The organism is Halochromatium sp. (assembly GCF_046541315.1).
Classification (GTDB): Bacteria; Pseudomonadota; Gammaproteobacteria; order Chromatiales; family Chromatiaceae; genus Lamprobacter.
In genome coordinates this window covers 31,946-57,895 of record NZ_JBKHDN010000001.1, presented here as the reverse complement: position 1 = coordinate 57,895, position 25,950 = coordinate 31,946, and the positions used below count along the sequence as shown (strand labels likewise).

The 25,950-nt window shown below is 65.3% G+C and carries 20 protein-coding genes and 2 tRNA genes; 17 read left to right on the top strand and 5 right to left on the bottom strand.

Annotated features, from left to right (window positions below):
- Positions 1–41: 41 nt before the first annotated feature.
- The 4 genes from soxY to ACLFQI_RS00255 form a co-directional block, all read right to left on the bottom strand.
- Positions 42–515 carry a thiosulfate oxidation carrier protein SoxY gene (gene soxY, locus ACLFQI_RS00270; RefSeq protein ID WP_410756788.1) on the bottom strand — a complete coding sequence of 158 codons (474 nt, stop codon included), beginning with the start codon at positions 513–515 and terminating at the stop codon, positions 42–44.
- A gap of 279 nt (positions 516–794) precedes the next feature.
- Positions 795–2,273, bottom strand: a complete 1,479-nt coding sequence (locus ACLFQI_RS00265) for a M48 family metalloprotease (RefSeq protein WP_410756787.1) — start codon at positions 2,271–2,273, stop codon at positions 795–797.
- A gap of 124 nt (positions 2,274–2,397) precedes the next feature.
- Positions 2,398–3,792 carry a DUF2201 family putative metallopeptidase gene (locus tag ACLFQI_RS00260; RefSeq protein ID WP_410756786.1) on the bottom strand — a complete coding sequence of 465 codons (1,395 nt, stop codon included), beginning with the start codon at positions 3,790–3,792 and terminating at the stop codon, positions 2,398–2,400.
- Positions 3,793–3,812: 20 nt separating this feature from the next.
- Complete coding sequence (locus ACLFQI_RS00255; RefSeq protein ID WP_410756785.1) at positions 3,813–4,856, bottom strand: AAA family ATPase; 1,044 nt, start codon at positions 4,854–4,856, stop codon at positions 3,813–3,815.
- Positions 4,857–5,206: 350 nt separating this feature from the next.
- Between ACLFQI_RS00255 and ACLFQI_RS00250 the strand changes: the two genes are divergently transcribed.
- The 10 genes from ACLFQI_RS00250 to ACLFQI_RS00205 all read left to right on the top strand — a co-directional run bounded on the left by ACLFQI_RS00250 (position 5,207) and on the right by ACLFQI_RS00205 (position 14,876).
- The gene (locus ACLFQI_RS00250; protein WP_410756784.1) at positions 5,207–5,404 is read left to right on the top strand and encodes a hypothetical protein; all 198 of its coding nucleotides are present in this window, start codon (positions 5,207–5,209) and stop codon (positions 5,402–5,404) included.
- Between the two features lie 150 nt (positions 5,405–5,554).
- On the top strand, positions 5,555–5,917 hold the full coding sequence (locus tag ACLFQI_RS00245) for a sel1 repeat family protein (protein ID WP_410756783.1): 363 nt from the start codon (positions 5,555–5,557) through the stop codon (positions 5,915–5,917).
- 66 nt (positions 5,918–5,983) lie between these two features.
- Positions 5,984–7,288, top strand: coding sequence for a trigger factor (gene tig, locus ACLFQI_RS00240; protein WP_410756782.1), 1,305 nt, complete (start codon positions 5,984–5,986; stop codon positions 7,286–7,288).
- Positions 7,289–7,338: 50 nt separating this feature from the next.
- Complete coding sequence (gene clpP, locus ACLFQI_RS00235) at positions 7,339–7,977, top strand: ATP-dependent Clp endopeptidase proteolytic subunit ClpP (RefSeq protein ID WP_410756807.1); 639 nt, start codon at positions 7,339–7,341, stop codon at positions 7,975–7,977.
- A 206-nt stretch (positions 7,978–8,183) separates the two neighbouring features.
- Positions 8,184–9,455, top strand: coding sequence for an ATP-dependent Clp protease ATP-binding subunit ClpX (gene clpX / locus ACLFQI_RS00230; protein ID WP_410756781.1), 1,272 nt, complete (start codon positions 8,184–8,186; stop codon positions 9,453–9,455).
- A gap of 183 nt (positions 9,456–9,638) precedes the next feature.
- Entirely contained in the window at positions 9,639–12,086 is a 2,448-nt protein-coding gene (gene lon, locus ACLFQI_RS00225; RefSeq protein ID WP_410756780.1) for an endopeptidase La, read from the top strand.
- Positions 12,087–12,375: 289 nt separating this feature from the next.
- Positions 12,376–12,648 (top strand): HU family DNA-binding protein, encoded by a 273-nt coding sequence (locus ACLFQI_RS00220; protein WP_410756779.1) that lies wholly within the window; start codon positions 12,376–12,378, stop codon positions 12,646–12,648.
- Between the two features lie 31 nt (positions 12,649–12,679).
- Positions 12,680–12,755: transfer RNA gene (locus ACLFQI_RS00215), tRNA-Val, on the top strand.
- Between the two features lie 27 nt (positions 12,756–12,782).
- Positions 12,783–12,859, top strand: a tRNA-Asp gene (locus ACLFQI_RS00210).
- Between the two features lie 82 nt (positions 12,860–12,941).
- Positions 12,942–14,876: a SurA N-terminal domain-containing protein gene (locus ACLFQI_RS00205; RefSeq protein ID WP_410756778.1), complete on the top strand. Its 1,935-nt coding sequence runs from the start codon at positions 12,942–12,944 to the stop codon at positions 14,874–14,876.
- A 93-nt stretch (positions 14,877–14,969) separates the two neighbouring features.
- On the opposite strand, the gene ACLFQI_RS00200 is transcribed toward ACLFQI_RS00205, so the two are convergent.
- Positions 14,970–15,746 carry an enoyl-ACP reductase gene (locus tag ACLFQI_RS00200; RefSeq protein WP_410756777.1) on the bottom strand — a complete coding sequence of 259 codons (777 nt, stop codon included), beginning with the start codon at positions 15,744–15,746 and terminating at the stop codon, positions 14,970–14,972.
- Positions 15,747–15,851: 105 nt separating this feature from the next.
- Here ACLFQI_RS00200 and ACLFQI_RS00195 point away from each other — a divergent pair, with 105 nt between their 5' ends.
- From ACLFQI_RS00195 to ACLFQI_RS00165, 7 genes are all read left to right on the top strand, one after another.
- Positions 15,852–18,017, top strand: coding sequence for an ABC transporter substrate-binding protein (locus ACLFQI_RS00195; RefSeq protein WP_410756776.1), 2,166 nt, complete (start codon positions 15,852–15,854; stop codon positions 18,015–18,017).
- Entirely contained in the window at positions 18,014–18,991 is a 978-nt protein-coding gene (locus tag ACLFQI_RS00190; protein WP_410756775.1) for an ABC transporter permease, read from the top strand. Before ACLFQI_RS00195 ends, ACLFQI_RS00190 begins: the two co-directional genes overlap by 4 nt.
- Positions 18,992–19,001: 10 nt before the next feature.
- On the top strand, positions 19,002–20,522 hold the full coding sequence (locus ACLFQI_RS00185; RefSeq protein WP_410756774.1) for an ABC transporter permease: 1,521 nt from the start codon (positions 19,002–19,004) through the stop codon (positions 20,520–20,522).
- Positions 20,519–22,576 carry a dipeptide ABC transporter ATP-binding protein gene (locus ACLFQI_RS00180; protein WP_410756773.1) on the top strand — a complete coding sequence of 686 codons (2,058 nt, stop codon included), beginning with the start codon at positions 20,519–20,521 and terminating at the stop codon, positions 22,574–22,576. The genes ACLFQI_RS00185 and ACLFQI_RS00180 overlap by 4 nt, the downstream gene beginning before the upstream one ends.
- 113 nt (positions 22,577–22,689) lie before the next feature.
- Entirely contained in the window at positions 22,690–23,901 is a 1,212-nt protein-coding gene (locus tag ACLFQI_RS00175) for an EAL and HDOD domain-containing protein (RefSeq protein WP_410756772.1), read from the top strand.
- Between the two features lie 222 nt (positions 23,902–24,123).
- Complete coding sequence (locus ACLFQI_RS00170; protein ID WP_410756771.1) at positions 24,124–24,369, top strand: hypothetical protein; 246 nt, start codon at positions 24,124–24,126, stop codon at positions 24,367–24,369.
- Positions 24,370–24,519: 150 nt separating this feature from the next.
- The gene (locus tag ACLFQI_RS00165) at positions 24,520–25,950 is read left to right on the top strand and encodes a hypothetical protein (RefSeq protein ID WP_410756770.1); all 1,431 of its coding nucleotides are present in this window, start codon (positions 24,520–24,522) and stop codon (positions 25,948–25,950) included.

The window sequence follows — 25,950 nt, the reverse complement described above, 5'->3', positions numbered from 1 at the left end:
CAGTGGTTGCGGCCCGGTGGTCGCGGCTCGGTGCGTGGGCGTCAGCCGCCGCAGCCGCCGATCGTGACCTTGACCGGCTTGGCGTTGCTGAGCAGGCCGTTCTCGGTCTGGACGACGGCGATGACATCGGCGGTCTCGGCCATCTTGATCCGGGTGGAGACGAAGGGGACGGCGTCGGCGCCAAGATTGAACGAGGCAATCAGCGGGGAGCTGTTGCCGGCGGCGATGATCGAGATCGACTTGGCGCCTTCGACATCGCTCTCGACCGTGACCGGGACCACCGCGCCGTTCTCGGCGATGTCGGGGGCCTTGATCTTGACCTGATCGCTGGTTTCGGTGGCGTCGCTGCCCAGCAGGCTGTTCAGCGCGGCATCGGTCTCGGTGGCCTCGAAAGCGGCCTCGGGCCAGTTGGCGAGGACGGCGCCGGGGGTGAGCAGGCCGGCGCTGACGGCAACGCCGATGGCGCTCGCACCAAGGGAGCCCTTGAGCAGGGTTCTACGTTTTGCGTCGATCATGGAACATCTCCTCTATCGAACACGGGTTGGAGCCTTTGGGGGCGGGAAGGTCGGATCGTTGTTCTGCGTCGGGGGTTGGTCGCTGTTATCGAGCCGTTGGCGCCTCGGCGTTGCGATTTTTCATTGACCGAGCGCGCTGGCGATGGTTCCCAACTCGACGATGGCGGTAGCTTAGCGCATTCGTCGGACACTGAAAACCGCAATTCATGGCCGGGTTCCCGGGAACACCCCGGTATCCGTCCGCGCGGCCCGCCCCGCGCGGCCCCCGCGCTGAAAGAGTCAGTTGCGCGCCTCGCGCGCGCGCTCGAGGGCCTTCAGCTCGGCGAGGCGCACCTGAAGCCGCGAAGCCAGGTGAAAATCGAGGTCATCGAGGCGGAGGGCAAGCTCGAGCTGGCGGATCGCCGGTTCCAGCTCATTGCTGTGGTAGAGGTATTCGGCGCGATAGCGATGGTTCAGCGCGCGCTGGCCGGCTTGCCCGGCCGCATCCGCCATCAGCTCGTAGATCGGGGCGATATCGGAACGCTGCGCCACGAAGCGCTCGAGGGCCGCGAGGGCCTGCGCGGGCTTGCCGGCGGCCATCAATGCTTCGGCATAGGCCTGATTGAGCGGCCAATTGCCGGGCGCCAATCCCACCGCGCCCTTGAGGTCGCGCACCGCTCGCTCGGGCTTGCCGGCGCGGCGGTCGATCTCGGCGCGCAGGACGAGGAACTCGGTCTGGCTCGGATGCGCCTCGATGAGGGGCGCGAGTTGCTTGCGCGCGGTCTCGAGGCGCCCGGCCCGGGTCAGCGCGAGCGCATAGCCATAGCGTTGCGCGGTCTCGTCGCGGTAACGACCCTGTTCGAGGGTGTTGGCGAAGTGTTCGACGGCGCGCGCTGGATTGGATTCGCGGCGCTGGCGCAGGTTGGCGCGTGCCAGATGGAAGCGCAGGCTGTCCGGACGCTGGCGCACGCCGTGTTGACGGGCGCGGTTCATGGCGTCGGCGATGCGGCTGGTGGTCACCGGATGGGTGCGCAGGAACGCGGGCGCCGCGCTGTCCGCGATCCGCGTCGTCCTTGCCAAGCGCTGGAAGAAGCCCGGCATCGCATAGGGGTCATGGCCGGCGCGCGCGAGGGTGTCGATGCCGATGCGATCGGCCTCTTCCTCGTTGGCGCGGGTGAAGTTGATCTGTTTCTGCGCGGCGGCCCCCTGAACGCCCATCAGCCCGGCGGTGCCGATCTCGGCATCGACCGTCGCCCCGAGCACGGCGGCGGCGAGCAGCAGCGCGGTGGCTGGCAGGGCCATCTGCTTCTGCGTCTCGAAGCGGCGCATCAGATGGCCTTGGCTCACGTGCGCGAGCTCGTGCGCGATGACACTGGCGAGTTCGCCCTCGGTTTCGGTGGCGAGGATCAAGCCGGCGAAGACACCGATGTGGCCGTCGGGACCGGCAAAGGCGTTGATCGTCGGCTCCTCGATCAGGAAGAAGCGGTAGCGCCCCGGATGCCCGCTCGCGGCGACCAGCTGTTGGCCGAGCGTCTCGAGGTAATCGGTCAGCACCGGATCATCCGAGATCGGTAGCGCCTTGCGCACCCACTTCATGAACTCCTGGCCGAGATCACGCTCTTCGGCGCGCGACATCAGGCGATCGGCCGAGCTGCCGAAGTCCGGCAGCGCGAACGGGTCCGCCGACCCCATGGCCGGCAGCAAGACCAGCATGATGGCGACGATCAGTGCCGGCATGCGCGCCCGAGTCGAGAGGCGCGCCGACATGCGCGCCGACATGTGCGCCGGGGTGCGGGCTGAGGGACGAGCCCGAGCCGGGAGGCGCGCCGGGAGACGCACGGGGATGTGAGCCCGGATGCGCCGGCTGAGGAAAGGATGGGGGAGCGTCATTCGGGATTGCGCCTCAGTTCAATTGCACGCGCTGTCCCCAAGGGACGCTCGCGCGACCCTTGACCAGCCAGATGACCGGATACGGTGGCTCCTGGTCCGGGAAATGGCCGTTGGCATCGGTGAAATACACCAGCAGGTCCGGACTCAGTCCCTGGTCTTGCACCCATTGGAACACGGGCCTGAAACTCGTGCCGCCACCGCCCTGGAGGTCGCGTGGGCGCTGGAAGCGTTCCCAGGGCTCGAAGCGGAAGGGGGCGCCCGCAGCGAGCGCGCTGTCGCACGGCAGCAGCATGACCCGCGCCTGGACTTGCGCCTTGAGGGCATCGACTTCATCGATGAAGGCCTGCACCTCGGTGTCCTTGATCGAGCCGGAGGTATCGATCGCGACCACCAGATCGATGTGCTGGCTGCGCAGGCTTGGCAGGATATGCGCGCCCTCGCGCCGGGAGGGCCGCGACCAGCTGTAGTCGTGGCGCGAGAGGGCGTTCATGTAGCGGGCGAGGAGCATGCGCCAGGGCAGTTGCGGCTGCAGGAGGTGGTCGATCATGCGCTTGAGTTCGCCGCTCAGCCGGCCGGCCTGCATCGCCTGTTGCGCGGCACCGGCGAGGCGCTGCTGCCATTGCACCTGCAGGGTCTCCTGCTCGTCCGGAGTCAGCGGCGGCGGGGCGCTGGCGGCATCGGTGCTGGCGTCGGCCTCGGGCATGGCCTCGGGTGCCGCATCGGACCCTTGCCGGCCGCGCGCAGGCGTCGGCGGGCGCTGGTTGCGCTGTGGCGCGCCCTGGCCCTGTTCGCCGCTCTCGGCCTGGCTCGGCTGGCGTTGCTCCTGGACGGCGCGCTCATCCATGCCGGAGTGCTGACCCTGACCCTCGGCCTCGCGATCGTAGGCATGGGTGTCGAGGGTCTCGGACCGATCGTTGTCGTCGATCAGCGGATAGATCTCCTCGGCGGTCATGCCCTTGTACATCGGCATCAGCAGCGCGTTGGGCGGCGGTTTCAGCCCGTCCTCGACCAGCAATGGATTGATGGCATAGTCGCAGGCCAGATCCCAGCGCTGTTTGATCCGGTGCTGGCGGCGCGCGAAGTGCGAGAGGGCGCAATGCAGGGCCTCGTGGGCCAGCATGAATTGGGTCTCGTCGAGGCTGAGCGCATCGAGATAGTCCGGGTTGTAGTAGAAGGCGCGCGCATCGGTGGCCGTGGTCGGGCACCAATCGCCGCTGGCGGCCCGTAGCGGCAGGCGCAGCACGAGCGCCCCCAGGAAGGGCTTGTCGAGGATCAGCCGGGTCCGCGCCGCCGCGAGCTTGGTCTCGATGGCCGCGCGCGCGTCTGCGTCGAGCGCGGGCGCGCCGGCCGCGCTCGGGCCTTCGCCGTGCGGATGGGTCTGGATGTCGCCGATGGAATCAGCAGCCATGGGTGTGGATCGTCGCGAGGTCAGTGATAGAGCATGACATCGGCGATGGCGTTCGCCCAGTCGGCGAAGGCCGGCACCTCGAACAGCGCGCCGCCGATGGCGCGGTGCAGATCGGACACCAGCATGACGCCCATCTCGCGCTGCGGGAAGCGTCCGGCATAGATCAGGATATGACCGATCACGGCCGGTTGCTCGGGACTGCCCTGGGCGCGGATGGCCTTGCCGACCAGCGCCGCCGCGACCGCGTACTGCAGATCGATCTCGCTCGGCACCGGCACCGGCTCGCCGCGACAGATGGCGTCGAGATCCGGCATTTGATCGATACTGGCGACGAATGCGGCCAGCTCGATCCCGGCCGCCGGTCCCACGCAGGCCTGCAAGGTGCCTTGCAACAACTGTGGATCATCCTGGAATTTCTGCAAGGCACGATGGGCGAACTCCCAGGAGCGCGGTGACGGGAAGGCCACCGGGTTATGCGCCGGATCGAAGTCGAACAACAGTTCCGGGCGAAAGCGCAGGAAGGCGATGACGCGCTCATCGATCCCCTTGGCATAGGCCCAGGCGACCCAGTCGTCGAGGTGCGTGTCGACCTCGAAGTGGGAGAACCGGTTCGCCAAGGGCGCAGGCATGCTGTAGGTCACGCCGCGGTCGCCTTGGCGATTGCCGGCGGCGAAGATCGCCCAATGCGCCGGCACCTGGTACTCGCCGAGCCGGCGATCGAGGATCAGCTGATAGGCGGCGGCCGACACCGCTGGCGGCGCCGAGGTGATCTCGTCCAAGAAGAGGATCCCGGCCCGACCGTGGCGCTGGACATCCGGCAGTAGCGCGGGGATCGCCCATTCGACGTGCTGGTCGACCCGAAACGGGATGCCGCGCAGATCGCTCGGCTCCATCTGCGAGAGGCGGATATCGATCACCGGCACCCGATGACGCTGCGCGACGAGCGCGATCATCTGGGACTTGCCCACCCCCGGCGGCCCCCACAGCATGACGGGCGTGTGATGCCCCTCGGCGGCACTGGCGAGTTCGCGCTCGAGGACGGATAACAGCTGGGCGGGACGCATGATGGGGCGATCTCCTCTCAATCGATCGGGCTCGGCGCCGAAGCGAGACTCGGCTGTAAGATTCGTCGGCTAAGGTTGGGTTGCGCCGCCGCCGATCGCAAGCGCGGCGCGCCCGACCCTGGACTCCGTGGGCCGCTTGTCCGGCCTGCTGCGAGTGCCTCGGCGCTGCGGCCCTGGTGCGCATTAGAAAGAAACGGTATTCTTATCCGTTAAGCCAGATTCGGGCGAATGCGCGCCGTGGCGATCCCCCGCGCGCGCGGCGCTTCGGCAACCGGTCCGACGCGCTCCCGTCAAGGGCTTGGATCAGATCATTGCAACCGAATCTCATTTAGTTGACCGGAGACTGGACGATGAACCAATTCTATTACGACGCCGTCACCAAGATGGAGCAGCTCGGCGTCGACGACGAGTATATCCAAGGCTGGCAATGCGGGTTCCTGCAGAACCCGAAGCGCGAAGAGCAGCGCTTGACCGAGGCCTACGAGGCAGGTTACGCCGATGGCGAGGAGAAGAACACCGACAACTTCTCTCAGTGGGCCAAGGGCTGATCGCCGGTCCTCGTCAAGCGGGCCGGCGGTTGCCGCGCAGATTGGCGTCGACCGGCGCCTCTTGGCCCGGCGGTTGTCAAGGCGGGATGTTCCCGCCTTTTTTATGCCCCATGATCCGTCGATGGATCCCAAGCTCGGGAGGGAGCGGCGATGGCCGATAATAGCTATCTCAAGCATCTCGTCTTGCTACGCAACGATCCTTCCGTCGTCCCGCAGGTGCGCGCGGCGGCCGCGCGCGGCGAGGTGGATGCGTTCTATGCCCTGGGGTTGATCTACGCCGAGGGTCGCGGGGTCACCATCGATCTGGCGCAGGCGCACTATTGGCTCTCGCTCGCCATCGAGCAGGGCGATCAGGATGCCGACCTGTTGCGCAACATCGTCGGCAGTCGGATGAGCGACGATGAATACGCGGCCGCGCAGCGGTTGCGCGCGAAGCCGGCGCTCGAAATCATCGGCTCCAAGCCGGCGGCTCCGCCCGGATCAGGATCCAGCGGGCGCGCGGACTTGGTCTAGCGCCGCTTTTAGTGGTATTTTTAACCGTTTTCCCGGTGCCGCCGGCACCATGGCCGGAGGACAACAATGCAAGTATCGGTCGAGACCGGGGACGGTCTCACGCGACGGTTGAGAGTCGAGCTGCCTGCCGAGGAGATCGAGCAGGAGATCGAGAAACGTCTGCAAAACTATGCCCGCTCCGCGCGTTTGCCGGGCTTCAGGCCTGGCAAGGTGCCGCTGCGCATGCTCCGCCAGCGCTATGGCGACTCGGTGCGCCTGGAGGTGTTCGGCGAGCGCATCGAGGCGAGCTTTCCGCAAGCGATCGCCGAGGCCGAACTGCGCCCGGCCGGTCGTCCCGACATCGAGCCCGATCTGGATCGGGACGCCGGGCGTTACGCCTATCTCGCTGAATTCGAGGTCATGCCCGAGCTGACGCTGACCTCGCTCGACGGACAGTCGGTCCGCCGCCCGCAGGTCGAGGTCACCGAGGCCGATGTCGACGAGACCCTTGAGCGGATACGCCAGCAGCGCAAGCGCTGGGAGCCCGTCGAGCGGGTGGCGGCGAGCGGCGATCGCCTCAGTCTCGACTTCGAGGGCTTTATCGATGGCGAGCCCTTCGCCGGCGGACGCGGCGAGGGGGTTCAGCTCGAGATCGGCAGCGGGCGCTTCATCCCCGGCTTCGAGGAGCAGCTGATCGGCACCGCCGTGGGCGACAAGCCCGTGGTCGAGGTGACCTTCCCCGAGGATTACCAGCAGACGGCGCTGGCGGGTCGGTCGGCCCGCTTCGATGTGGTGGTCAAGCGCGTCGAGGAGCCGATCCTGCCCGCACTCGATGCCGATCTCATCGCCGAGTTCGGCGTCGAGGATGGCGATGTCGAGCGTTTTCGCGCCGATGTGCGTGCGAATCTGGAGCGCGAGCTAGCGCAGCGGGTCAAGGCACGGGTCAAGGAGCAGGTCATGGACGCGCTGCTCGAGGCCCATCCGCTCCCCATCCCGGCGGCGCTGCTCGCCGACGAGATCGACTCGCTGCGCCAGATGACGATGCGGAATCTGGGCGGTGCCGGCTCCCAGATCTCCGAGAGCAAACTGCCAGACGAGCTGTTTGCCGATAATGCGCGCCGTCGCGTCGCGCTCGGGTTGATCATCGCCGAGGTGATCAAGCAGCAGGAACTCTCGCCCGATCCGGAGCGCGTGCGCGCCGCGCTCGAGGAGATGGCGGCGAGCTATGATGATCCACAGGCCGTGATCGACCATTACTATGCCGACCGGCAACGGTTGGCGTCGATCGAGTCCATGGTGCTCGAGGACGTGGTCGTCGAGCATCTGCTTGAACAGCTCCAGGTCACCGACGAGCCGATCAGCTTCAGCGAGCTGACGGCGCAGCAACAGTGATGCCTGATGCTGGCTGATCCTTCCTCAACCAAGCCGAGCCCTAGATGACGATGAACACCGAAAACGCCCATCAGCGCAGCGATCCGCAGGCGCTGGGTCTGGTTCCCGTGGTGGTGGAGCAGACCGCCCGCGGCGAGCGCTCGTTCGATATCTTCTCGCGCCTGCTCAAGGAGCGCGTGGTCTTTCTCGTCGGTCCCGTCGACGATCATGTCGCCAACCTGGTGGTGGCGCAGCTGTTGTTCCTGGAATCGGAGAATCCCGACAAGGACATCCACTTCTACATCAACTCCCCTGGCGGTTCGGTGACCGCTGGCTTGGCGATCTACGACACCATGCAGTTCATCCGCCCCGAGGTCAGCACCATGTGCGTCGGGCAGGCCGCGAGCATGGGCGCGCTGCTGCTCGCCGGCGGCGCCGCCGGCAAGCGCTCTTGCCTGCCGCATTCGCGGATCATGATCCATCAGCCGCTCGGCGGCTTCCAGGGCCAAGCCAGCGATATCGATATCCACGCGCGCGAGATCCTGCATGCGCGCGAACAACTCAACCAGATCCTGTCCCATCACACCGGGCAACCGATCGAGCGCATCGCCGACGATACCGAGCGGGATCGCTTCATGGGGGGCGCGGACGCGGTGGCCTACGGCCTCATCGACAAGGTGCTCGATCGACGCGCCAAACCCGCTGACTGAGGCGTCGACCGGCTTGAACGCGGCGCCGGCGGTGCTGAGTTGGTAAGACGGTTGCAATGACCTATATCCGGATGCAGGTCGAGATGTGCATGTTGCCATCTGGACAGCTCGGGTTATGATCGGGAAACGCTTGGCGGCCGATCGTTCCGTCCTCCCCGCCCCACTTCCGTCCGGCCCCGCAGCGCCCAATCTTGGAGAGATGATCTATGAGCGGAAACACCCATGGAAAGAGCGATGAAGGCAAGCTCCTGTATTGCTCATTCTGCGGTAAGAGCCAGCACGAGGTTCGCAAGCTGATCGCGGGTCCCTCGGTCTTCATCTGCGATGAATGCGTCGAACTCTGCAACGACATCATCCGCGAGGAGATGCAGGAAGGCCTCGGCGAGGCCACCAGTCGCCTGCCCAAGCCGCGCGAGATCAACGACTCGCTCGATCAGTATGTGATCGGCCAGGAAAAGGCCAAGAAGGTTCTCTCGGTCGCGGTCTACAACCACTACAAGCGCCTGGAGGTCGCTGACGCCAAGGAAGAGATCGAGATCTCCAAGAGCAACATCCTGCTGATCGGGCCGACCGGCTCGGGCAAGACCCTGCTCGCCGAGACCCTGGCGCGGTTGCTCAACGTCCCCTTTACCATCGCCGACGCCACCACGCTGACCGAGGCCGGCTATGTCGGCGAGGATGTCGAGAATATCATCCAGAAGCTCCTGCAGAAGTGCGACTACGATGTCGAAAAGGCGCAGAGCGGCATCGTCTACATCGACGAGATCGACAAGATCTCGCGCAAATCCGACAATCCGTCGATCACCCGGGATGTCTCCGGCGAGGGCGTGCAGCAGGCGCTGCTGAAGCTGATCGAGGGCACCATCGCCTCGGTCCCGCCCCAGGGTGGGCGTAAGCACCCGCAGCAGGAGTTCCTGCAGGTCGATACCAGCAACATCCTGTTCATCGTCGGCGGCGCCTTCGCCGGGCTCGACAAGGTGATTCGCGACCGCTCGAAGAAGACCGGCATCGGTTTCTCGGCCGAGGTCCACGGCAACGACGACCGGGCGATCGGCGAGTTGCTCAGCCATGTCGAGCCCGAAGACCTGATCCGCTATGGGCTGATCCCCGAGTTCGTCGGCCGCCTGCCGGTGATGGCGACGCTCGAGGAACTCGACCAGGAGGCCCTGATCCGCATCCTCACCGAGCCCAAGCATGCGCTCACCAAGCAGTATGCGCGCCTGTTCGAGATGGAGGGGTGCGAGCTTGAGCTGCGCGAGGACGCGCTGCGCGCGATCGCGGCCAAGGCGATGGAGCGCAAGACCGGCGCGCGCGGCTTGCGCACCCTCATGGAGCAGGTGTTGCTCGATACCATGTACGACCTGCCGTCGATCAACGACGTGAGCAAGGTCGTGGTCGATGCCTCCGTGGTCAACGGCGAGAGTCCCCCGTTCGTGATCTACGACGGTGGCGAGCAGCAACGCGCGGCCTCCGAGTGACCCCTCGGTCTTTCTCTTGCAGCTGCGCCTGCGGTGCTGATTGAAGCATCCGGGCGCCGCCCTAACCTCGTTCCCAATCGGGCATTCCCAATCGGGTATTCACGCAACACCTGCCACGTCGGCCGATGATCCCCACGGGGTCAGCCCCTCGGGCCGACGGGCATCAGCAGATGGGCACAGTCTATGGGCAAGAGTGATTCGGGCTCTGGGGTCGTTGATGCACTGACCTCCGGCCAGGCCATTCCGGTACTGCCGCTACGCGACGTCGTCGTGTATCCACACATGGTGATCCCGCTCTTCGTCGGCCGTGACAAGTCGATCAAGGCGCTGGACGCGGCCATGACCAGCGACAAGCAGATCCTGCTGGTCGCACAGAAGAACGCCGAGGTCGATGATCCCTCGGTCAAGGATCTGCACGCGATCGGCACCCTCGCCAACGTCCTGCAGCTGCTGAAGCTGCCGGACGGCACGGTGAAGGTGCTGGTCGAGGGGCATCAGCGCGCCAAGGCGAACCGCTACATCTCGACCGACGATGCCTTCACCGCCACCGCGTCCCCGCTCGCCGAGACGCTCGAGGCCGACGAGCGCGAGCAAGAGGTGCTGATGCGCTCGGCGGTGGCCCTGTTCGATCAGTACGTCAAGCTCAACAAGAAGGTGCCGCCGGAGGTGCTGACCTCGCTCGCCAGCATCGACGAGGCCAGCCGCCTGGCCGATACCATGGCCGCGCACATGTCGCTGAAGCTCGACGAGAAGCAGCGCGTGCTGGAGATGATCGATGTGCAGCAGCGCCTCGAACATCTGATGGGGCTGATGGAGTCGGAGAACGACATCCTGCAGATGGAGAAGCGCATCCGTGGCCGCGTCAAGCGGCAGATGGAGAAGAACCAGCGCGAGTACTATCTGAACGAGCAGATGAAGGCGATCCAGAAGGAGTTGGGAGAACTCGAGGACGCGCCGAACGAACTCGAGGATCTCGGCAAGCGCATCGAGGCCGCAGGGATGCCCAAGGATGTGAAGGAGAAGGCGACAGGGGAGCTGAACAAGCTCAAGCTGATGTCGCCGATGTCGGCCGAGGCGACCGTGGTGCGCAACTATATCGACACCCTGGTCTCGGTGCCTTGGAAGAAGCGCACCCGCATCCGCAACGATGTCGGTGTCGCCGAGAAGGTGCTCGATACCGATCACTACGGGCTGGAAAAGGTCAAGGAACGCATCACCGAGTACCTGGCCGTGCAGCAGCGAGTGCGCAAGCTCAAGGGGCCGATCCTCTGTCTGGTCGGCCCGCCCGGCGTCGGCAAGACCTCGCTCGGTCAATCGATCGCCCGCGCTACGAATCGCAAGTTCGTGCGCATGTCGCTTGGTGGCGTGCGCGACGAGGCCGAGATCCGCGGTCACCGACGCACCTATATCGGTGCCTTGCCGGGCAAGATCATCCAGAATCTGTCCAAGGCCGGCTCGCGCAATGCGTTCTTCCTGCTCGACGAGATCGACAAGATGGCAATGGACTTCCGCGGCGATCCAGCCTCAGCCTTGCTCGAGGTGCTCGACCCGGAGCAGAACAACACCTTCAACGACCATTATCTCGAGGTCGATTTCGATCTCTCCGAGGTGATGTTCGTCGCCACCGCCAACACGCTGAAGATCCCGCCGGCACTGCTCGACCGCATGGAGGTGATCCGTCTCTCGGGCTACACCGAGGACGAGAAGATCAACATCGCCGAGCGCTACCTGATCCCGAAGCAGATGAAGAACAACGGGCTCAAGCGCGGCGAGCTGACGATTCGCGAGGCCGCCTTGCGCGACCTGGTGCGCTACTACACGCGCGAGGCCGGGGTGCGCAATCTCGAGCGCGAGATCTCGAAGATCTGTCGCAAGGTGGTCAAGGAGATCCTGCTGAAGAAGCCGGACAAGACGGTCACGGTGACGCCCAAGTCGTTGGACAAGTACCTCGGCGTGCGGCGCTTCCGCTTCGGCCTGGCCGACGAGCACGATCAGGTCGGGCAGGTGACCGGTCTGGCCTGGACCGAGGTCGGCGGCGAGTTGTTGCGCATCGAGGCGGCGTTGGTGCCGGGCAAGGGCAAGTTCATCTTTACCGGCCAGCTCGGCGATGTGATGCAGGAGTCGATCCAGGCGGCGATGACGGTGGTGCGCTCGCGCGCCGAATCGCTCGGTATCGAGACCGATTTTCATCAGAAGTACGACATGCACATCCATGTGCCCGAGGGCGCGACGCCGAAGGATGGGCCGAGCGCGGGCGTGGCGATGTGCACCGCCCTGGTCTCGGCGCTGACCCAGATGCCGGTGCGCGCGAGTGTCGCCATGACTGGCGAGATCACGCTGCGCGGCGAGGTGTTGCCGATCGGCGGCCTCAAAGAGAAGCTGCTGGCGGCGCATCGTGGCGGTATCGAGCAGGTGCTGATTCCGCACGAGAACGAGCGCGATCTGGTCGATATCCCCAGGAACATCAAGCAGAGCCTGGACATCCGACCGGTGCGCTGGATCGACGAGGTCCTGGAGTTGGCGCTGGCCGGCCTGCCCGCCCCGCGTCCGGACGAGGAGAATGCGGTGGGGGAGGCCGCGCCTCCGGTCGAGGAGAAGAAGCCCGACGCGGGTGTGCGCACGCACCACTGAGTCAGGCGGGCATCTGACGGCGGGCATGGCTCGGCGGATGCGCGAGGCCTGAGCGGCCGAGCGGGTGCGGCCTCGCGGCTGGACTCTTGCGGGTGCCGCGTTCTCGTCCCCGGCGCGCATCGCCGCTGCTTTTGGGTTGACACCTCCGGGGACCTCCTTAACAATCCTGGACTCATCAGGGCGACACAGTCGTTCTCATCCATGTCGTGAGTCGAGCCAGTGTTGGCTCGACTCACGCGTTTACGCACGGCAAAACGGCCCCAGGGCATGGGGTCAATCAGGGGGATCAATGAATAAATCAGAACTCGTGGACGCGATGGCCGATGCGGCCGATATCTCCAAGTCTGCGGCAGCTCGCGCGCTCGACGCGCTGACCGACTCCGTCGCGGCCACCCTGAAGAACGGTGAATCCGTCTCGATCATCGGATTCGGTACCTTTTCCGTGAAGGAGCGTGCCGCGCGCACCGGGCGCAACCCGCAGACCGGCGAGGCGATCCAGATCGCGGCCTCAAAAAATCCGTCATTCAAGGCTGGCAAAGCCCTCAAGGATGCGATACAATGACTGCTTCATTCGGGCGGGTGCCTAGCAGATCGGGTGCTTAGCTCAGCTGGGAGAGCATCGCCCTTACAAGGCGAGGGTCGCAGGTTCGATCCCTGCAGCACCCACCACCCAGGGTTGCGGCACCACAGTTTTTTGGAGTGGTAGTTCAGTTGGTTAGAATACCGGCCTGTCACGCCGGGGGTCGCGGGTTCGAGTCCCGTCCACTCCGCCATCACGTTGAAACGGGGTATCCTCTTGGGGTACCCCGTTTTCATTTGTCCCGTCATTTCTTCGCACGCTGAGTCCGACACGCTATGTTGCAGGAGATCCGAGAACGCGCGCAGGGCTGGGTCGCCTGGGCCGTCATCATTCTGATCAGTATCCCCTTCGCCTTCTGGGGCATCGATTCCTACTTCGGCGGAGGGAAGGAGCCGGTGGTCGCCAGCGTCAACGGTACCGAGATCACCGAGCAGGCCTTCAATCAGAACGTCAATCGCACCCGCATGCAGCTGCGGGATCAGTTGGGCGATGCCTACGATCCCGCCTTGTTCGGCGACGCGCGCATCCGCGCCGAAGTCCTCGAGCGCATGATCCGCGAGACCCTGCTCCTGGAGGACTCCGAGGCCATGGGGCTGCGGACCTCGGATCAGGCCGTGCGCGCGGCCATCCTCGGCGAGCCCGCCTTTCAGCGTGACGGCGCCTTTTCCAAGGCCGAGTACGAACAGGTGCTGCGGCTCCAGGGCCTGACGCCATCCGCCTATGAGGCCTCGTTGCGCCGTCAGTTGTTGATCACCCAGCTACCGCGCGCGATTCGCGCAACCGCCTTCGTCACCGATGCCTTGGCCGAACGCAGCCTGAGCCTGGTGCGACAGCAGCGGGCGTTGACCTATGTGCCGGTGCCGAGCGTCGCCTTCGAGGAGGGCGTTGAAGCGCCGAGCGATGCGGCCATCGCCGCCTACTACGATGAGCATCCGCAGCAGTTCGCCACCCCGGAGCAGGTCCGCATCGCCTATCTGCTGCTCGATGCGGCCCGTCTCTCGGCGCCGGATCAGCGCCTCGACGAGGCGACCTTGCGCGAGCAGTATGAACAGCGCCGCGACGAGTTCACCGCCCCGCGCGAGCGGCGGGTCCGTCATATCCTGCTGACGGTCCCGGAGGAGGCCGATCGGGCCACGCGCGCGGCGACCCGCGAACGTCTGCTAGCCATTCAGGAGCGGCTGCGCGACGGCGAGGCCTTTGCCGAGGTGGCCGCCGAGGTCTCCGAGGATCCAAGCAGCGCCGACAGCGGCGGGGCACTTGGCTGGATCGGCCGTGGCATGCTCGATCCGGCCTTCGAGCAGGCCGTCTTCGCGCTCGAACCCGAGACCCTGAGCGACCCGGTGCGCAGCCGCTTTGGCTACCATCTGGTCGAAGTCTTGGATGAGCGTGGCGGCGAGCCACGGCCGTTCGAGGCGGTGAAGGACGAGCTGAAGGCCGAGCTGCGTGACGGTGGCAGCGAGGGCATCTTCTTCGAACAGGCCGAGCAGCTCGCAACCCTGACCTATGAGTCGCCCGACAGCCTGGTGCCGGCGGCCGAGACCCTCGAACTCGAGATTCAGGAGAGCGATTGGATCGACCGCAGCGGCGGCGAGGGCCTGTTTGCCCATCCGAAGGTCATTGACGCCGCCTTCAGCGAGGAGGTGTTGGAGCGGGGCCATAACAGTGAACTGCTCGAGCCCGATCCCGACGGGTTGCAGGCCATGGTGCTGCGGGTCGTCGAGCATCGCGAGCCCGCGGTGCGGCCGTTGGCGGAGGTGAGAGACGAGATCGTCGCCCGGCTCGAGGCCCAACAGGCCGCCGAGGCCGCCCAAGCCGAGGCCGAGGCCATCGCGGAGCGGGTGCGGGCGGGACAGACGCTTGCCGAGGCGGCCGCGGGTTTTGAGGTCATTGACGCGGGCCAAGTCGGGCGCGCTGCGGACGAGCTGCCGCCCGCGGTGATTCGGCTCGCGTTCTCGCTGCCACGGCCCGATGCGGATGCCGAGATCCGGGTCGGCAGCACCAGCGCCGAGGACGGCGGCGATGCCTTCGTGGTGCTGGTCTCCGAGGTCATCGACGGCGATCCGGCGCGGCTCGACGCGGCTGAAATCGAGGCCGAGGCCGGCGTGCTCGAACGGACGCTGGCGACCGCCGATGTCGATGCGGTGTTGGCCGATATGCAGGCGCGGGCGAAGATCGAGCGCAAGCCGGTCGTCGCGGACGACTCCTTGTAGACCGGCGGCGCCCAGACTCGAACCCGGACGCTCGAATCCGGACGCTCGGATCCAGGGTCGAGGATCCAGCGCCGAACTCAGGTCAGCAGGATTTCAGCCCAGACCGAGGATGTGGTAGCCGGTGTCGACGTAGAGCACGTCGCCGGTGATGCCGGAGGCGAGATCGGAGCAGAGGAAGGCGCCGGCGTTCCCCACCTCATCGATGGTGACGTTGCGCCGCAGCGGCGTGCGTTCCTCGACCTGCTTCAGCATCGAGCGGAAATCGGCGATGCCGGCGGCGGCCAGGGTGCGGATCGGACCCGCCGAGACGGCATTGACGCGCGTGCCCTCCGGTCCGAGCGACGCCGCCAGATAGCGCACGTTCGCCTCCAGGCTGGCCTTGGCGATCCCCATCACGTTGTAATTCGGCACCGCGCGCACCGCGCCCAGGTAGCTCATGGTGAGGATGGCGCCGTTGCGCCCCTGCATCAGTGGCCGGCCGGCCTTGGCCAGCGCCGCCAGACTGTAAGAGCTGATATCGTGCGCGGTGGCGAAGCCCTCGCGCGTGACGCAATCGACGTAATCGCCCTCGAGCTGTTCCTTGGGCGCGAATGCGATCGAGTGCACGATGCCATCGAGCGCGTCCCAGCCCTCGCCGAGCATGGCGAAGCAGTGTTGGATCTCCTCGTCGTTGGAGACATCGAGCGGCAGCACGAAGTCGGCATCGCATTGCGAGGCCAGATCCTCGACCCGGCTCTTGAGCTTGTCGCCCTGATAGGTGAAGGCCAGGGTCGCGCCCTCGCGATGCATGGCCTGGGCGACGCCCCAGGCGATCGAGCGGTTACTGGCAACGCCGGTGATGAGGATACGTTTATCGGACAAGAAGCCCATAGAGTCTCTCCAAACGGATATTGTGTAGGATAGGGGCGCGGCAAACCGCCCGTGTTCCAAGCGGCCCTTAACGTTACCGAAACTCAGCCTGCGCGGAAAGTATCCATGTCCAGAGCCCGCCGCTTCTTGCCGTTGCCGATGGTCGTCGTGCTGCTGCTCGGCGCTTGTGGCCAACCGCCCTGGAACAATCCCTATCCAGCCTCGCAATCCGGCGAGAACATCCTCTACGGCGCCTTCACCGAGCGGCCCAAGCACCTCGACCCGGTACGCTCCTACAGCGAGAACGAATACGCCTTCATCGCCCAAATCTACGAGCCGCCGCTGCAATACCATTTTCTCAAGCGCCCGTACGAGCTGGTGCCGCTGACCGCCCGGGCGCTGCCCGAGGTGCGCTATCTGGACGCGGACGGGGAGCCGCTGCCGGCGGATGCCGATCCGCGCCAGGTCGCGGTGAGCGAGTATCTGATCGAGATCGCGCCTGGCATCCACTATCAGCCGCATCCCGCCTTCGCCAAGGATGCGCAGGGCGTCTACCGCTATCATCGGCTCGATGCCCAGGCGATCGCGCGCGTCAACACCTTGCATGACCTGCCCGAGACCGGCACCCGCGAGCTGATCGCCGAGGACTATGTCTACCAGATCAAGCGCCTGGCCACGCCCTGGCTGCATTCGCCGATCGCCGGGCTGATGGGCGAGCACATCCTCGGCTTCAAGGCCCTGCGTGAGCGCATCGCCGCCGAGGCGCCGGCCCCGGTGGACGCCGAGCGGCTGTTCTTCGATCTGCGCCAGGTGCCCTTCGAGGGCGCCGAGGTGATCGACCGCTATCGCTATCGGATTCGGCTCAAGGGCCGTTATCCGCAGTTCGTCTATTGGCTGGCGATGCCGTTCTTCGCGCCCATGCCCTGGGAGGCCGAGGCCCTCTACGGCCAGCTCGGCATGAAACAGAGCAACCTGACGCTGGATTGGTATCCGGTCGGCACCGGGCCCTTCATGCTCAGCGAGAACAATCCAAACCTGCGCATGGTGCTGGCGCGCAATCCGCACTTCCACGGCGAGCGCTACCCGAGCGAGGGCATGCCCGGGGACCGGGCCGCCGGGCTGCTCGCGGATGCCGGCCAGCCGCTGCCCTTCGTCGATCGGGCCATCTACAGTCTGGAGCAGGAGAGTATCCCGTACTGGAACAAGTTCCTGCAGGGGTTCTACGACAGCTCGGGCGTCAGCTCCGATGCCTTCGATCAGGCGATCCAGTTCGATGCGGCGGGCGAGGCCGATCTCACCGATGAGATGCGCGAGAAGGGCATCGAGCTGGTCACCGCGGTGCAGACCTCGATTTGGTACATGGGCTTCAACATGCTCGACCCGCTGCTCGGCGGCGAGTCGGAACGCGCGCGGTTGCTGCGCCAGGCGATCAGTATCGCGGTCGATTTCGATGAATACATCTCGATCTTCGCCAACGGCCGCGGCGTCGAGGGGCAGGGGCCGCTGCCGCCCGGCATCTTCGGCCACCGCCAGGGCGAGGCCGGGATCAATCCCTATGTGTTCGATTGGCGCGATGGACGCGCGCGGCGAAAATCGCTGGACGAGGCGAAGGCGCTGCTCGCTGAGGCCGGCTACCGGGACGGACGCGATCCCGACAGCGGCCGCCCGTTGACCATCTACTATGAGGCCATGGATGCCGGGCCCGACGGCAAGGCGCGGCTGAACTGGATGCGCAAGCGGTTCGCCAAGCTCGGCATCGAGCTGGTCGTGCGCGCCACCGATTACAATCGCTTTCAGGAGAAGATGCGCAAGGGCACCGGTCAGGTCTTCATGTGGGGCTGGAATGCCGACTATCCGGACCCGGAGAACTTCTTCTTCCTGCTCTATGGTCCCAACCGCAAGGTCGATGGCGGCGAGAACGCGGCCAATTACCAGAATCCGGAGTTCGACCGGCTCTTCGAGCGGATGAAGAACATGGATGACGGCCCCGAGCGCCAGGCCGTGATCGATCGGATGACCGAGATCGTGCGGCACGACGCGCCCTGGTCCTTTGGCTTCTATCCCAAGGCCTTCAGCCTGCACCACCAGTGGCTCGACAACGTGAAGCCGAATCTGATGGCGAATAACACCCTCAAGTATCGGCGACTCGATCCCGCGTTGCGCGAGCAGCTGCGCGCGCGATGGAATCCACCGGTGCTCTGGCCGATCGCGGCGCTGGTGGCGATCCTGATCCTCGGCGCCATCCCTGCGTTCCTGGTCGCGCGCCGGCGCGAGCGGAGCCGCGCCCGATGAGTGCCTATATCCTGCGCCGCCTGCTCTACGCGATCCCGATCCTGATCGGTGTCAATCTGATCACCTTCGTCTTGTTCTTCGTCGTCAATTCGCCCGATGACATGGCGCGGATGCAGCTCGGCGACAAACGCGTGACCCAAGAGGCGATCGACACCTGGAAGGCCGAGCATGGCTACGACAAGCCGCTGCTCTACAACGCCGAGCGCGGGGGGTTGGAGGCACTGACCGACAGCATCTTCTTCGAGAAATCGCTGAAACTGTTCGCGTTCGACTTCGGTCAATCGGACAGCGGTCGCGATATCGGCTTCGACATCCGCCAGCGCATGTGGCCGAGTCTGGCGATCGCGCTGCCGACCCTGCTGGTGGGGCTGGCGATCGCGATCAGCTACGCCTTGATGATCGTGTTCTTCCGCGCCACCTATATCGATTTTGGCAGCGTGGTGCTGTTGGTAGCGATGATGTCGATCTCCGGGCTGTTCTACATCATCGGTGGTCAGTTCCTGATCGGCAAGCTGTTGCATCTGGTGCCGATCTCGGGCTACGACACCGGGTTCGAGGCGCTGAAGTTCTTGATCTTGCCGGTGGTGGTCGGCGTCGTCGCCGGCATCGGCAGCAGCACGCGGTTGTATCGCACCTTCTTCCTCGAAGAGATCAATCGCGACTATGTGCGCACCGCGCGCGCCAAGGGGCTGCGCGAGCGCGCGGTGCTGTTTCGCCACGTGCTGCGCAATGCGCTGATCCCGATCCTCACCGGCGTGGTCGCGGTCCTGCCGCTGCTGTTCATGGGCGCGCTGATCATCGAGTCCTTCTTCGGCGTGCCCGGTCTTGGCAGCTACACCATCGATGCGATCAACCGCCAGGACTTCTCGATCGTGCGCGCGATGGTCTTCCTCGGCTCGGTGCTCTACATCATCGGGCTGATCCTGACCGACATCTCCTACACCCTGGTCGACCCCCGAGTCAGGCTGTCTTGAGGGCCATGCCGTGCCAGTCATCCTGATCACTGACGCCCTCGTTTTCGTGCTGATCGCGGTCGCTATCGGCTTTGGCCTCTATGCCGCGCGCCATGAGCATCTGCGCGGGCCCTGGCTGCAAGTCGGGCGCTCGCCGGTGGGGGTCGCCGCACTGGTGGTGGTCCTGTTCTATGTCGGCATCGGACTGCTGGATTCGCTGCATTTCCATCCGCGTGTCGAGCCGGTCGCGCAGGCCGCCGCAGCCTCCCAGAGCGCGGTGGGCAGCGATCCGGCCGCTGATGGAGGAGAGCCGGCGGCGGTCGCGCAGGCTCAGGGGGCCGACGAGACGGCGGGCCAATCCGCCAGCACGAGGACGCCGACCTATTCGACCCAGATCATCTCGGTGCTCGATCTCTGGCTCAGCGGGCTGCGCGAGCGCCAGGAGAAGACCTTCTCCGCGCCCTTTGCCACGCATCTCTTCGTCAAGGAACCGATCGAGCAGCCGGATGGCAGCGTCACGCGCGGCTATCCCCGCCTCGAACATGGCGGCACGCATCTGGCCGATCCCGCGCGGCGCGCTGTCGATATCGGCCTGCGCGGGCTGTTCGGGATGGTCAAGGGGCTGCTCGTCTGGGCCGCGCTGATGGCGGTGCTGATCGGGCTGCTCGCGATGCGCTGGCGCCAGTCCTTCAATGAGCGCGCGCGGGCGATCTGGCGCGGCGAGACCGAGCTGCCCTGGCGCGTGGGGCTGATCACGCTGGCGCTGATGCTGGTGCTGAGCTTCGTCGCCGCCGAGCTGGCGGCCAAGTACCACATCCTGGGCACCGACAAGGTCGGCGAGGACGTGTTCTATCAGAGCCTGAAGAGCATCCGCACCGGCCTGGTGATCGGCACCCTGACCACGCTGGTGATGCTGCCGGCGGCGGTGATCCTGGGCATCATGGCCGGCTATTTCGGCGGCCGCACCGATGATGTGATCCAATATCTCTACACCACGCTGAATTCGATTCCGGGCGTGCTGCTGATCGCGGCCGCGATCCTGATGCTGCAGGTCTATATGACCAACAACGCCGACCAATTCCAGAGCTTGGTCGAGCGCGCCGATCTGCGCCTGCTGTTCCTCTGCATCATCCTCGGCGTCACCAGTTGGACCGGTCTCTGCCGACTGCTGCGCGGCGAGTCCCTGAAGCTGCGCGAGGCCGACTATGTGCAGGCGGCGCGCGCGCTCGGGGTGCGGCATTCGACCGTGATCGGCCGCCACATCCTGCCCAATGTGCTGCATATCGTGATGATCACCCTGGTGCTGGATTTCAGCGGCCTGGTGCTGGCCGAGGCGGTGCTCTCCTATGTCAACATCGGGGTCGATCCGACCATGAACAGCTGGGGCAACATGATCAATAGCGCGCGGCTGGAGCTGGCCCGCGATCCGGTGGTCTGGTGGTCGCTGGCGGCGGCCTTCGTGTTCATGTTCACCCTGGTGCTGGCCGCCAATCTGCTGGCCGACGTGGTGCGCGATGCCTTCGATCCCCGCTTGCGGAGTGCGGTTCGATGAGCGACGGCTTGCTGCAGGTCTCGAATCTGACGGCGCAGCTCGGCGCCGACGAGCGGCCGGTGCGGGTCTGCGATGGCATCGATTTCGAGATCCGCCGGGGCGAGACCCTCGCACTGCTGGGCGAGTCTGGCTGTGGCAAGTCGATGACGGCGTTGTCGCTGATGCGCTTGCTGCCGCTGTCGGGTCGCATCACCGATGGCTCGGTGCGGCTCGCTGGCCGCGAGCTGCTGGCCTTGACCGAGCGCGAGATGCGCGGCGTGCGCGGTGGGCGCATGGCGATGATCTTCCAGGAACCGCAGACCTCGCTGAACCCGGTGCTCAGGGTCGGCGAGCAGATCGCCGAGGCGGTGCGGCTGCACCAGCGTCTGCCGAAGGCGGCGGTCGGCGCGCGGGTGGTCGAACTGCTGCGGGCGGTGGGGATTCCCGATCCCGCGCGGCGCGCGCGCGAATTCCCGCACCAGCTCTCGGGTGGCATGAAGCAGCGGGTGATGATCGCCATGGCGCTCGCCGGCGACCCGCAACTGCTGATTGCCGATGAACCAACCACCGCGCTGGATGTCACCATCCAGGCGCAAGTGCTGCAATTGCTCAAAGGGCTGCAAGCGCGAACCGGGATGGCGGTGCTGCTGATCACCCATGACCTCGGGGTGGTCGCCGAGACCGCCGACCGGCTGGCGGTGATGTATGCCGGGCAGATCGTCGAGCAGGCCAGCGTCGCGACCTTCTTTGCGGCGCCGGCGCATCCGTACAGCCGCCAGCTGATGGCGAGCGTGCCGAGCGCGCGCAAGCGCCGTGGCGAGCTGGCGGTGATCCCGGGTCGGGTGCCAGCGCTGGATCGGGCCTTCGTCGGCTGTCGCTTTGCCGAGCGCTGCCCTCAGGTCATGCCCGCCTGTCGCGCGGCCCCGATCGGTTGGTTTCGGCCCCACCACGAGCAACAGGTGCGCTGTCTGCTCTGGGCCGAGGGGGCAGCGGGTTTCCAGGAGGCAGGCACTGGAGCGAGCGCGGCGGAGGCGGCCGCCGGCGAACCGGGCTTGGACGCGGCGCGAGGGGAACCCGCCGAGCCCGCCGCGCCGGTATTGCTCAGCGTTGAGGGGCTACGGGTCCACTTCCCGATTCAGCGCGGTCTGTTCCGCAGCACGGTTGGCCATGTGAAGGCGGTCGACGGGGTCGATCTGAGCCTGCGGGCCGGGCGGACCCTGGCCCTGGTCGGCGAGTCGGGGTGCGGCAAGACCACCGTTGGCAAGGCGCTCCTGCGGCTGGTGTCGCCCACCGCTGGCCAGGTGCGCTATAACGGCGTTGATCTCGCTGCGATTGGGGCTGGGCGGATGCGCCGCTATCGCAAGGATCTGCAGATCATCTTCCAAGACCCCTTTGCCTCGATGAATCCACGCATGTTGGTCGGCGATATCGTTGGCGAGGGGCTACAATCGCTGGCCCTCGAACAGGGCCGCGCGGCACGGCGGCGGCGGGTGGCGGCGTTGCTGGAGCAGGTCGGCATCGGCGAGCAGGCGATGGATCGCTACCCCCATGAGTTCTCCGGCGGCCAGCGTCAACGCATCTGCATTGCCCGCGCGCTCGCGGTCGAACCCAAAGTGATCATCTGCGACGAGCCGACCAGCGCCCTGGATGTCTCGGTGCAGGCGCAGATCCTGAACCTGCTCAAGCGGCTACAGGACAGGCTTGGGCTTAGCTATCTGTTCATCACGCACGATCTCTCGGTCGTCGCCTATCTGGCGCATGAGGTCGCGGTGATGTATCTGGGCCGGATCGTCGAGCAGGGTCGCGCCGCCGAGGTGCTCGATGAGCCGCGCCATCCCTATACGCAGGCGCTGCTCTCGGCGGTGCCGATGATGGACAAGGCCGAGCGCCGCCAGATCATCCGGCTCGCGGGCGATATGCCGTCACCCGCGACGCCTCCGGCCGGTTGTCACTTTCATCCGCGCTGCCCACTCGCCATTCCCGAGTGCGCGCGGGCCTACCCGCAGATCCAACGACTGCCAGGAGGACGCTGGGTGCGCTGTTCCCGACTCGATGCCGCCGGCGCGGGCACCTAGCGGACCGCCGGCTGCCGTTGCCGTTCCCGCTCGGTGATAGACTGCGCGGTTGCAGGCAGTGGCGCGAGCGATGAACAACGCGTCGCGAGACAGCACCCCCAAGGAGAGACACGATGGACGAGATTTTCGTCGGGCGTCAGCCGATCTTCGACCGTCACTCAAAGCTCTACGGCTATGAACTCTTGTTCCGCGATGGTTCCGGCAACGCTGCGGGGGAGGTGGATGGCGACCGGGCGACCTCGCAGGTGATCGTGAACGTGTTCCTGGAGTTCGGCCTCGATCGCATCGTTGGCCCGCATCGCGCCTTCATCAATCTCTCCCGGCGCTTCTTCGTCGAGCGTCAGTCGCTGCCATTACCCGCGCAACGCGTGGTGCTGGAGGTGCTGGAGGACGTGCAGCCCGATGCCGAGGTGATCGCCGGCTTGCGGGCCTATGTGGATGACGGCTTCATGGTGGCACTGGATGATTGTGTGTTCCAGGCGTCGGTGCGACCCTTGATGGAGTTCGCGCACATCGTCAAGCTCGATATCATGAACTGGTCGCGAGAGGAACTCGTTGAGCAAGTCCGATCGTTCCAGGCCTACGATGTCAAGTTGCTGGCGGAAAAGGTTGAAAACGAGGAGGCCTTCGAATACTGCAAACAGCTCGGGTTCGATTACTTCCAGGGCTACTTCCTGTCCCGGCCGACGATCGTGCAGGGGACCCAGATCCCGCTCAACCGGCTCAAGCTGCTGGAGCTGACGACCAGGCTGCAGAATCCGGAGGTCGATGTCGCCGAACTCGAGGAGATCATCGGCCATGATGTCAGGCTCAGCTACAAACTATTGCGCCACCTCAATTCCGCCTTCTTCGCGTTGCCCAGGGAGGTGGAATCCTTGCGCGCGGCGGTGGTCTATCTTGGCCCCCAAAGGATCCGGCGCTGGGCCTCGTTGTTGCTGCTCGCCAAGCTCGACAACCAGTCCAGCGAGCTGATGGCTCAAGGGATTCAGCGCGCCAAGATGTGCGAGCTGCTGGCGATGCTCGCCGGGCGCGCGCATGCCGACATCTATTTCACCGTGGGGCTGTTCTCGCTGCTGGATGCGATGATGCGGGCGCCGCTGGCGGAGGTGCTCGATGCGCTGCCGCTGACCAGCGAGGTGCGTGACGCGCTGTTACATCGCCAGGGGCCTTATGGCGAGGCGCTGACGAGCGTCATCGCCTACGAACAGGGTGATTTCCAACAAGCCCGGTTTGCGCGGCTGACCCCTGCGCAGATGACCGAAGCCTATCTCCAGGCGGTGGCGTGGGCGGACCAGTCCGCAGATGTGCTGACTTCGCCGCACTGAGGAGGGCGATCGGCGTCTTCCGGGGGTGAAGAAGGCGACGGTGGGGCTGGCCAGCGCGGCGGGACTGGGTCGGCGAGATCTTTCAATGCGCGATCGACAAGACAGCGTCCCGCCACTATGGCAGGATAGCCCCTCGACCTTCGGGGTAGGGTCCTCCCTCAAGCGTAGGGCCCCTAACGGTTGTATAGCATCATGGGACATCTAGAGAACTGGCTACTCGGTTTGGCGACATTTCTGGCGCTCATTTTCTTTTTATATGCTGTCTTCGATGTGGCGCGTCGTCTCCTGGCACGGCTCGCACTCCACCTATGCCGGATGCGCGAGTCGCCTGAAGGGGGGTTCATCTGCGAACTGAAGCGCAAGCTGCACAATTACGCGGATAAATCCCTCTGGCCGCGTTTCGTGATGATGGGCGTCTCCTTTGCGGTGCTCTTCTACATCCTGGTCGAACACTCGCCAAAACTCTGATCACAGTCCAACCACAATCCCCGCAGCACCTCTGCTCGGCAGCGCGAGCGGATGCCAACAGAGCGTGCTGAGGCCTGCGCGCGTCGGCCACCGATACCTCGGTGGCGGCCCCGGCGCGGCCGACGTTGACGGCGAACAGGTATCTTTCCCATGTCTATGACGATGTCGCAATTCCTGGGGTCCCATGGGCTCGTTCGCAACCCTTTCATCGAGGAAGAAGCGCAGAACGACAAGGTGTTCGAGGAGCTTCTGAACGAATCCGACTACACCTTCAATCATCAGGCCTGGGACAAGTTCTTCGGTGAACCGCCCGGACGCGGCACCTCGATGATTTTCGGCGTGAAGGGGAGCGGCAAGTCAGCGCTGCGCCTGGCCCTGGAAAAGAACATCGAGCACTTCAACCGCGAGCATGAGGAGAACATCCTGATGCTGCGTTACGATGACTTCAACGGTTTCCTCGAGGCGTTTAAGCGCAAGCGGGAGCAGCAGGACCGGCGCCGTCAAGAGCCGATCACGCTGAAGGATTTTGGCTTGGCGCAACATCTCGATGCGATTTTGGTCTGCGGCATGGAGGCCTTGCTCAGCGAGATCAAGAACACGGACGTGCCCTTGGAACGTCTGGAGCGCTATCGCCGTCATGATCTGATGATGCTGATGGCGTTTTATGTCAGCGGTCCGCCGGATCGCTACAACCGCATCATGAGCTCGTTGGCGAGACGGTTGTTGCCGCGCGGGCTGATCAAGGGCTTCTTCAGCAGCCTCAAGGGCCTGATCGTTGGGCTGATGACACTGGGGATCGCGCCGTTGGCGCAGCGGAACTTCTACCGCGGGGTCGCGCGTTCCGCCGAGCGCGAGATTCTGGTGCGCGATCGCAATATGCGCGATGTCGAGCGCGCGCTGCATTGGATTCCGCCGAGCTATCTCAAGGATCAGGACGTGAAGCGCGGCGGCTGGCGCGACGATGACGATGTGCGCCGGTTATTCGCGACCAAGTTCATCGATATCATGCTCAGCCTTGGCTATCAGCAGATCGTGGTGGTCATGGACAAGGTCGACGAGCCCTCATTGATCAATGGCGACCGCGAACGCATGCAGGACTTCGTCTGGCCGCTCTGGAACAACCGCATCCTGCAACTGCATCCGAACCTCAGCTTCAAGATGCTGCTGCCGCGCCAGCTCTACGAATCCGTGCGCAAGGCCAGCACCGAGAAGGCCAATGAGGCGCGCTTCGACAAACAGAAGATCATTTATCCGTTTCGCTGGGGCGATAAGCAGTTATTCGACATGATGTCGGCCCGCCTGCGCATCTGCCGGGCCGATCCGAGTCATCCCTATCCGCTGGATAATCTCTTTGCCTCGGCGATCCCGCAGCGCGAGATCCTGGGGGCATTGGACAAGCTGCGCCAGCCGCGCTTCGTGCTCAATTACCTCTACCGTCTCATCGCCGAGACCTGTGCTCAGGCCGATCAGATCGGCAACCAGCCGGTGCTGATCTCGCACGAGGTCTTCTATCAGATCACCGCCACCATCGGCGAGGATATCAAGCAGTACTATCAGACGCTTGGCGAGAGCCCAGAATAG

Excerpts from the sequence above, each read along its gene's own strand:
- soxY (WP_410756788.1), bottom strand. The coding sequence starts at position 515 with ATGATCGACGCAAAACGTAGAACCCTGCTCAAGGGCTCCCTTGGTGCG.
- ACLFQI_RS00265 (WP_410756787.1), bottom strand. The coding sequence starts at position 2,273 with ATGTCGGCGCGCATGTCGGCGCGCCTCTCGACTCGGGCGCGCATGCCG.
- ACLFQI_RS00260 (WP_410756786.1), bottom strand. The coding sequence starts at position 3,792 with ATGGCTGCTGATTCCATCGGCGACATCCAGACCCATCCGCACGGCGAA.
- ACLFQI_RS00255 (WP_410756785.1), bottom strand. The coding sequence starts at position 4,856 with ATGCGTCCCGCCCAGCTGTTATCCGTCCTCGAGCGCGAACTCGCCAGT.
- ACLFQI_RS00250 (WP_410756784.1), top strand. The coding sequence starts at position 5,207 with ATGAACCAATTCTATTACGACGCCGTCACCAAGATGGAGCAGCTCGGC.
- ACLFQI_RS00245 (WP_410756783.1), top strand. The coding sequence starts at position 5,555 with ATGGCCGATAATAGCTATCTCAAGCATCTCGTCTTGCTACGCAACGAT.
- tig (WP_410756782.1), top strand. The coding sequence starts at position 5,984 with ATGCAAGTATCGGTCGAGACCGGGGACGGTCTCACGCGACGGTTGAGA.
- clpP (WP_410756807.1), top strand. The coding sequence starts at position 7,339 with ATGAACACCGAAAACGCCCATCAGCGCAGCGATCCGCAGGCGCTGGGT.
- clpX (WP_410756781.1), top strand. The coding sequence starts at position 8,184 with ATGAGCGGAAACACCCATGGAAAGAGCGATGAAGGCAAGCTCCTGTAT.
- lon (WP_410756780.1), top strand. The coding sequence starts at position 9,639 with ATGGGCAAGAGTGATTCGGGCTCTGGGGTCGTTGATGCACTGACCTCC.
- ACLFQI_RS00220 (WP_410756779.1), top strand. The coding sequence starts at position 12,376 with ATGAATAAATCAGAACTCGTGGACGCGATGGCCGATGCGGCCGATATC.
- ACLFQI_RS00205 (WP_410756778.1), top strand. The coding sequence starts at position 12,942 with ATGTTGCAGGAGATCCGAGAACGCGCGCAGGGCTGGGTCGCCTGGGCC.
- ACLFQI_RS00200 (WP_410756777.1), bottom strand. The coding sequence starts at position 15,746 with ATGGGCTTCTTGTCCGATAAACGTATCCTCATCACCGGCGTTGCCAGT.
- ACLFQI_RS00195 (WP_410756776.1), top strand. The coding sequence starts at position 15,852 with ATGTCCAGAGCCCGCCGCTTCTTGCCGTTGCCGATGGTCGTCGTGCTG.
- ACLFQI_RS00190 (WP_410756775.1), top strand. The coding sequence starts at position 18,014 with ATGAGTGCCTATATCCTGCGCCGCCTGCTCTACGCGATCCCGATCCTG.
- ACLFQI_RS00180 (WP_410756773.1), top strand. The coding sequence starts at position 20,519 with ATGAGCGACGGCTTGCTGCAGGTCTCGAATCTGACGGCGCAGCTCGGC.
- ACLFQI_RS00175 (WP_410756772.1), top strand. The coding sequence starts at position 22,690 with ATGGACGAGATTTTCGTCGGGCGTCAGCCGATCTTCGACCGTCACTCA.
- ACLFQI_RS00165 (WP_410756770.1), top strand. The coding sequence starts at position 24,520 with ATGTCTATGACGATGTCGCAATTCCTGGGGTCCCATGGGCTCGTTCGC.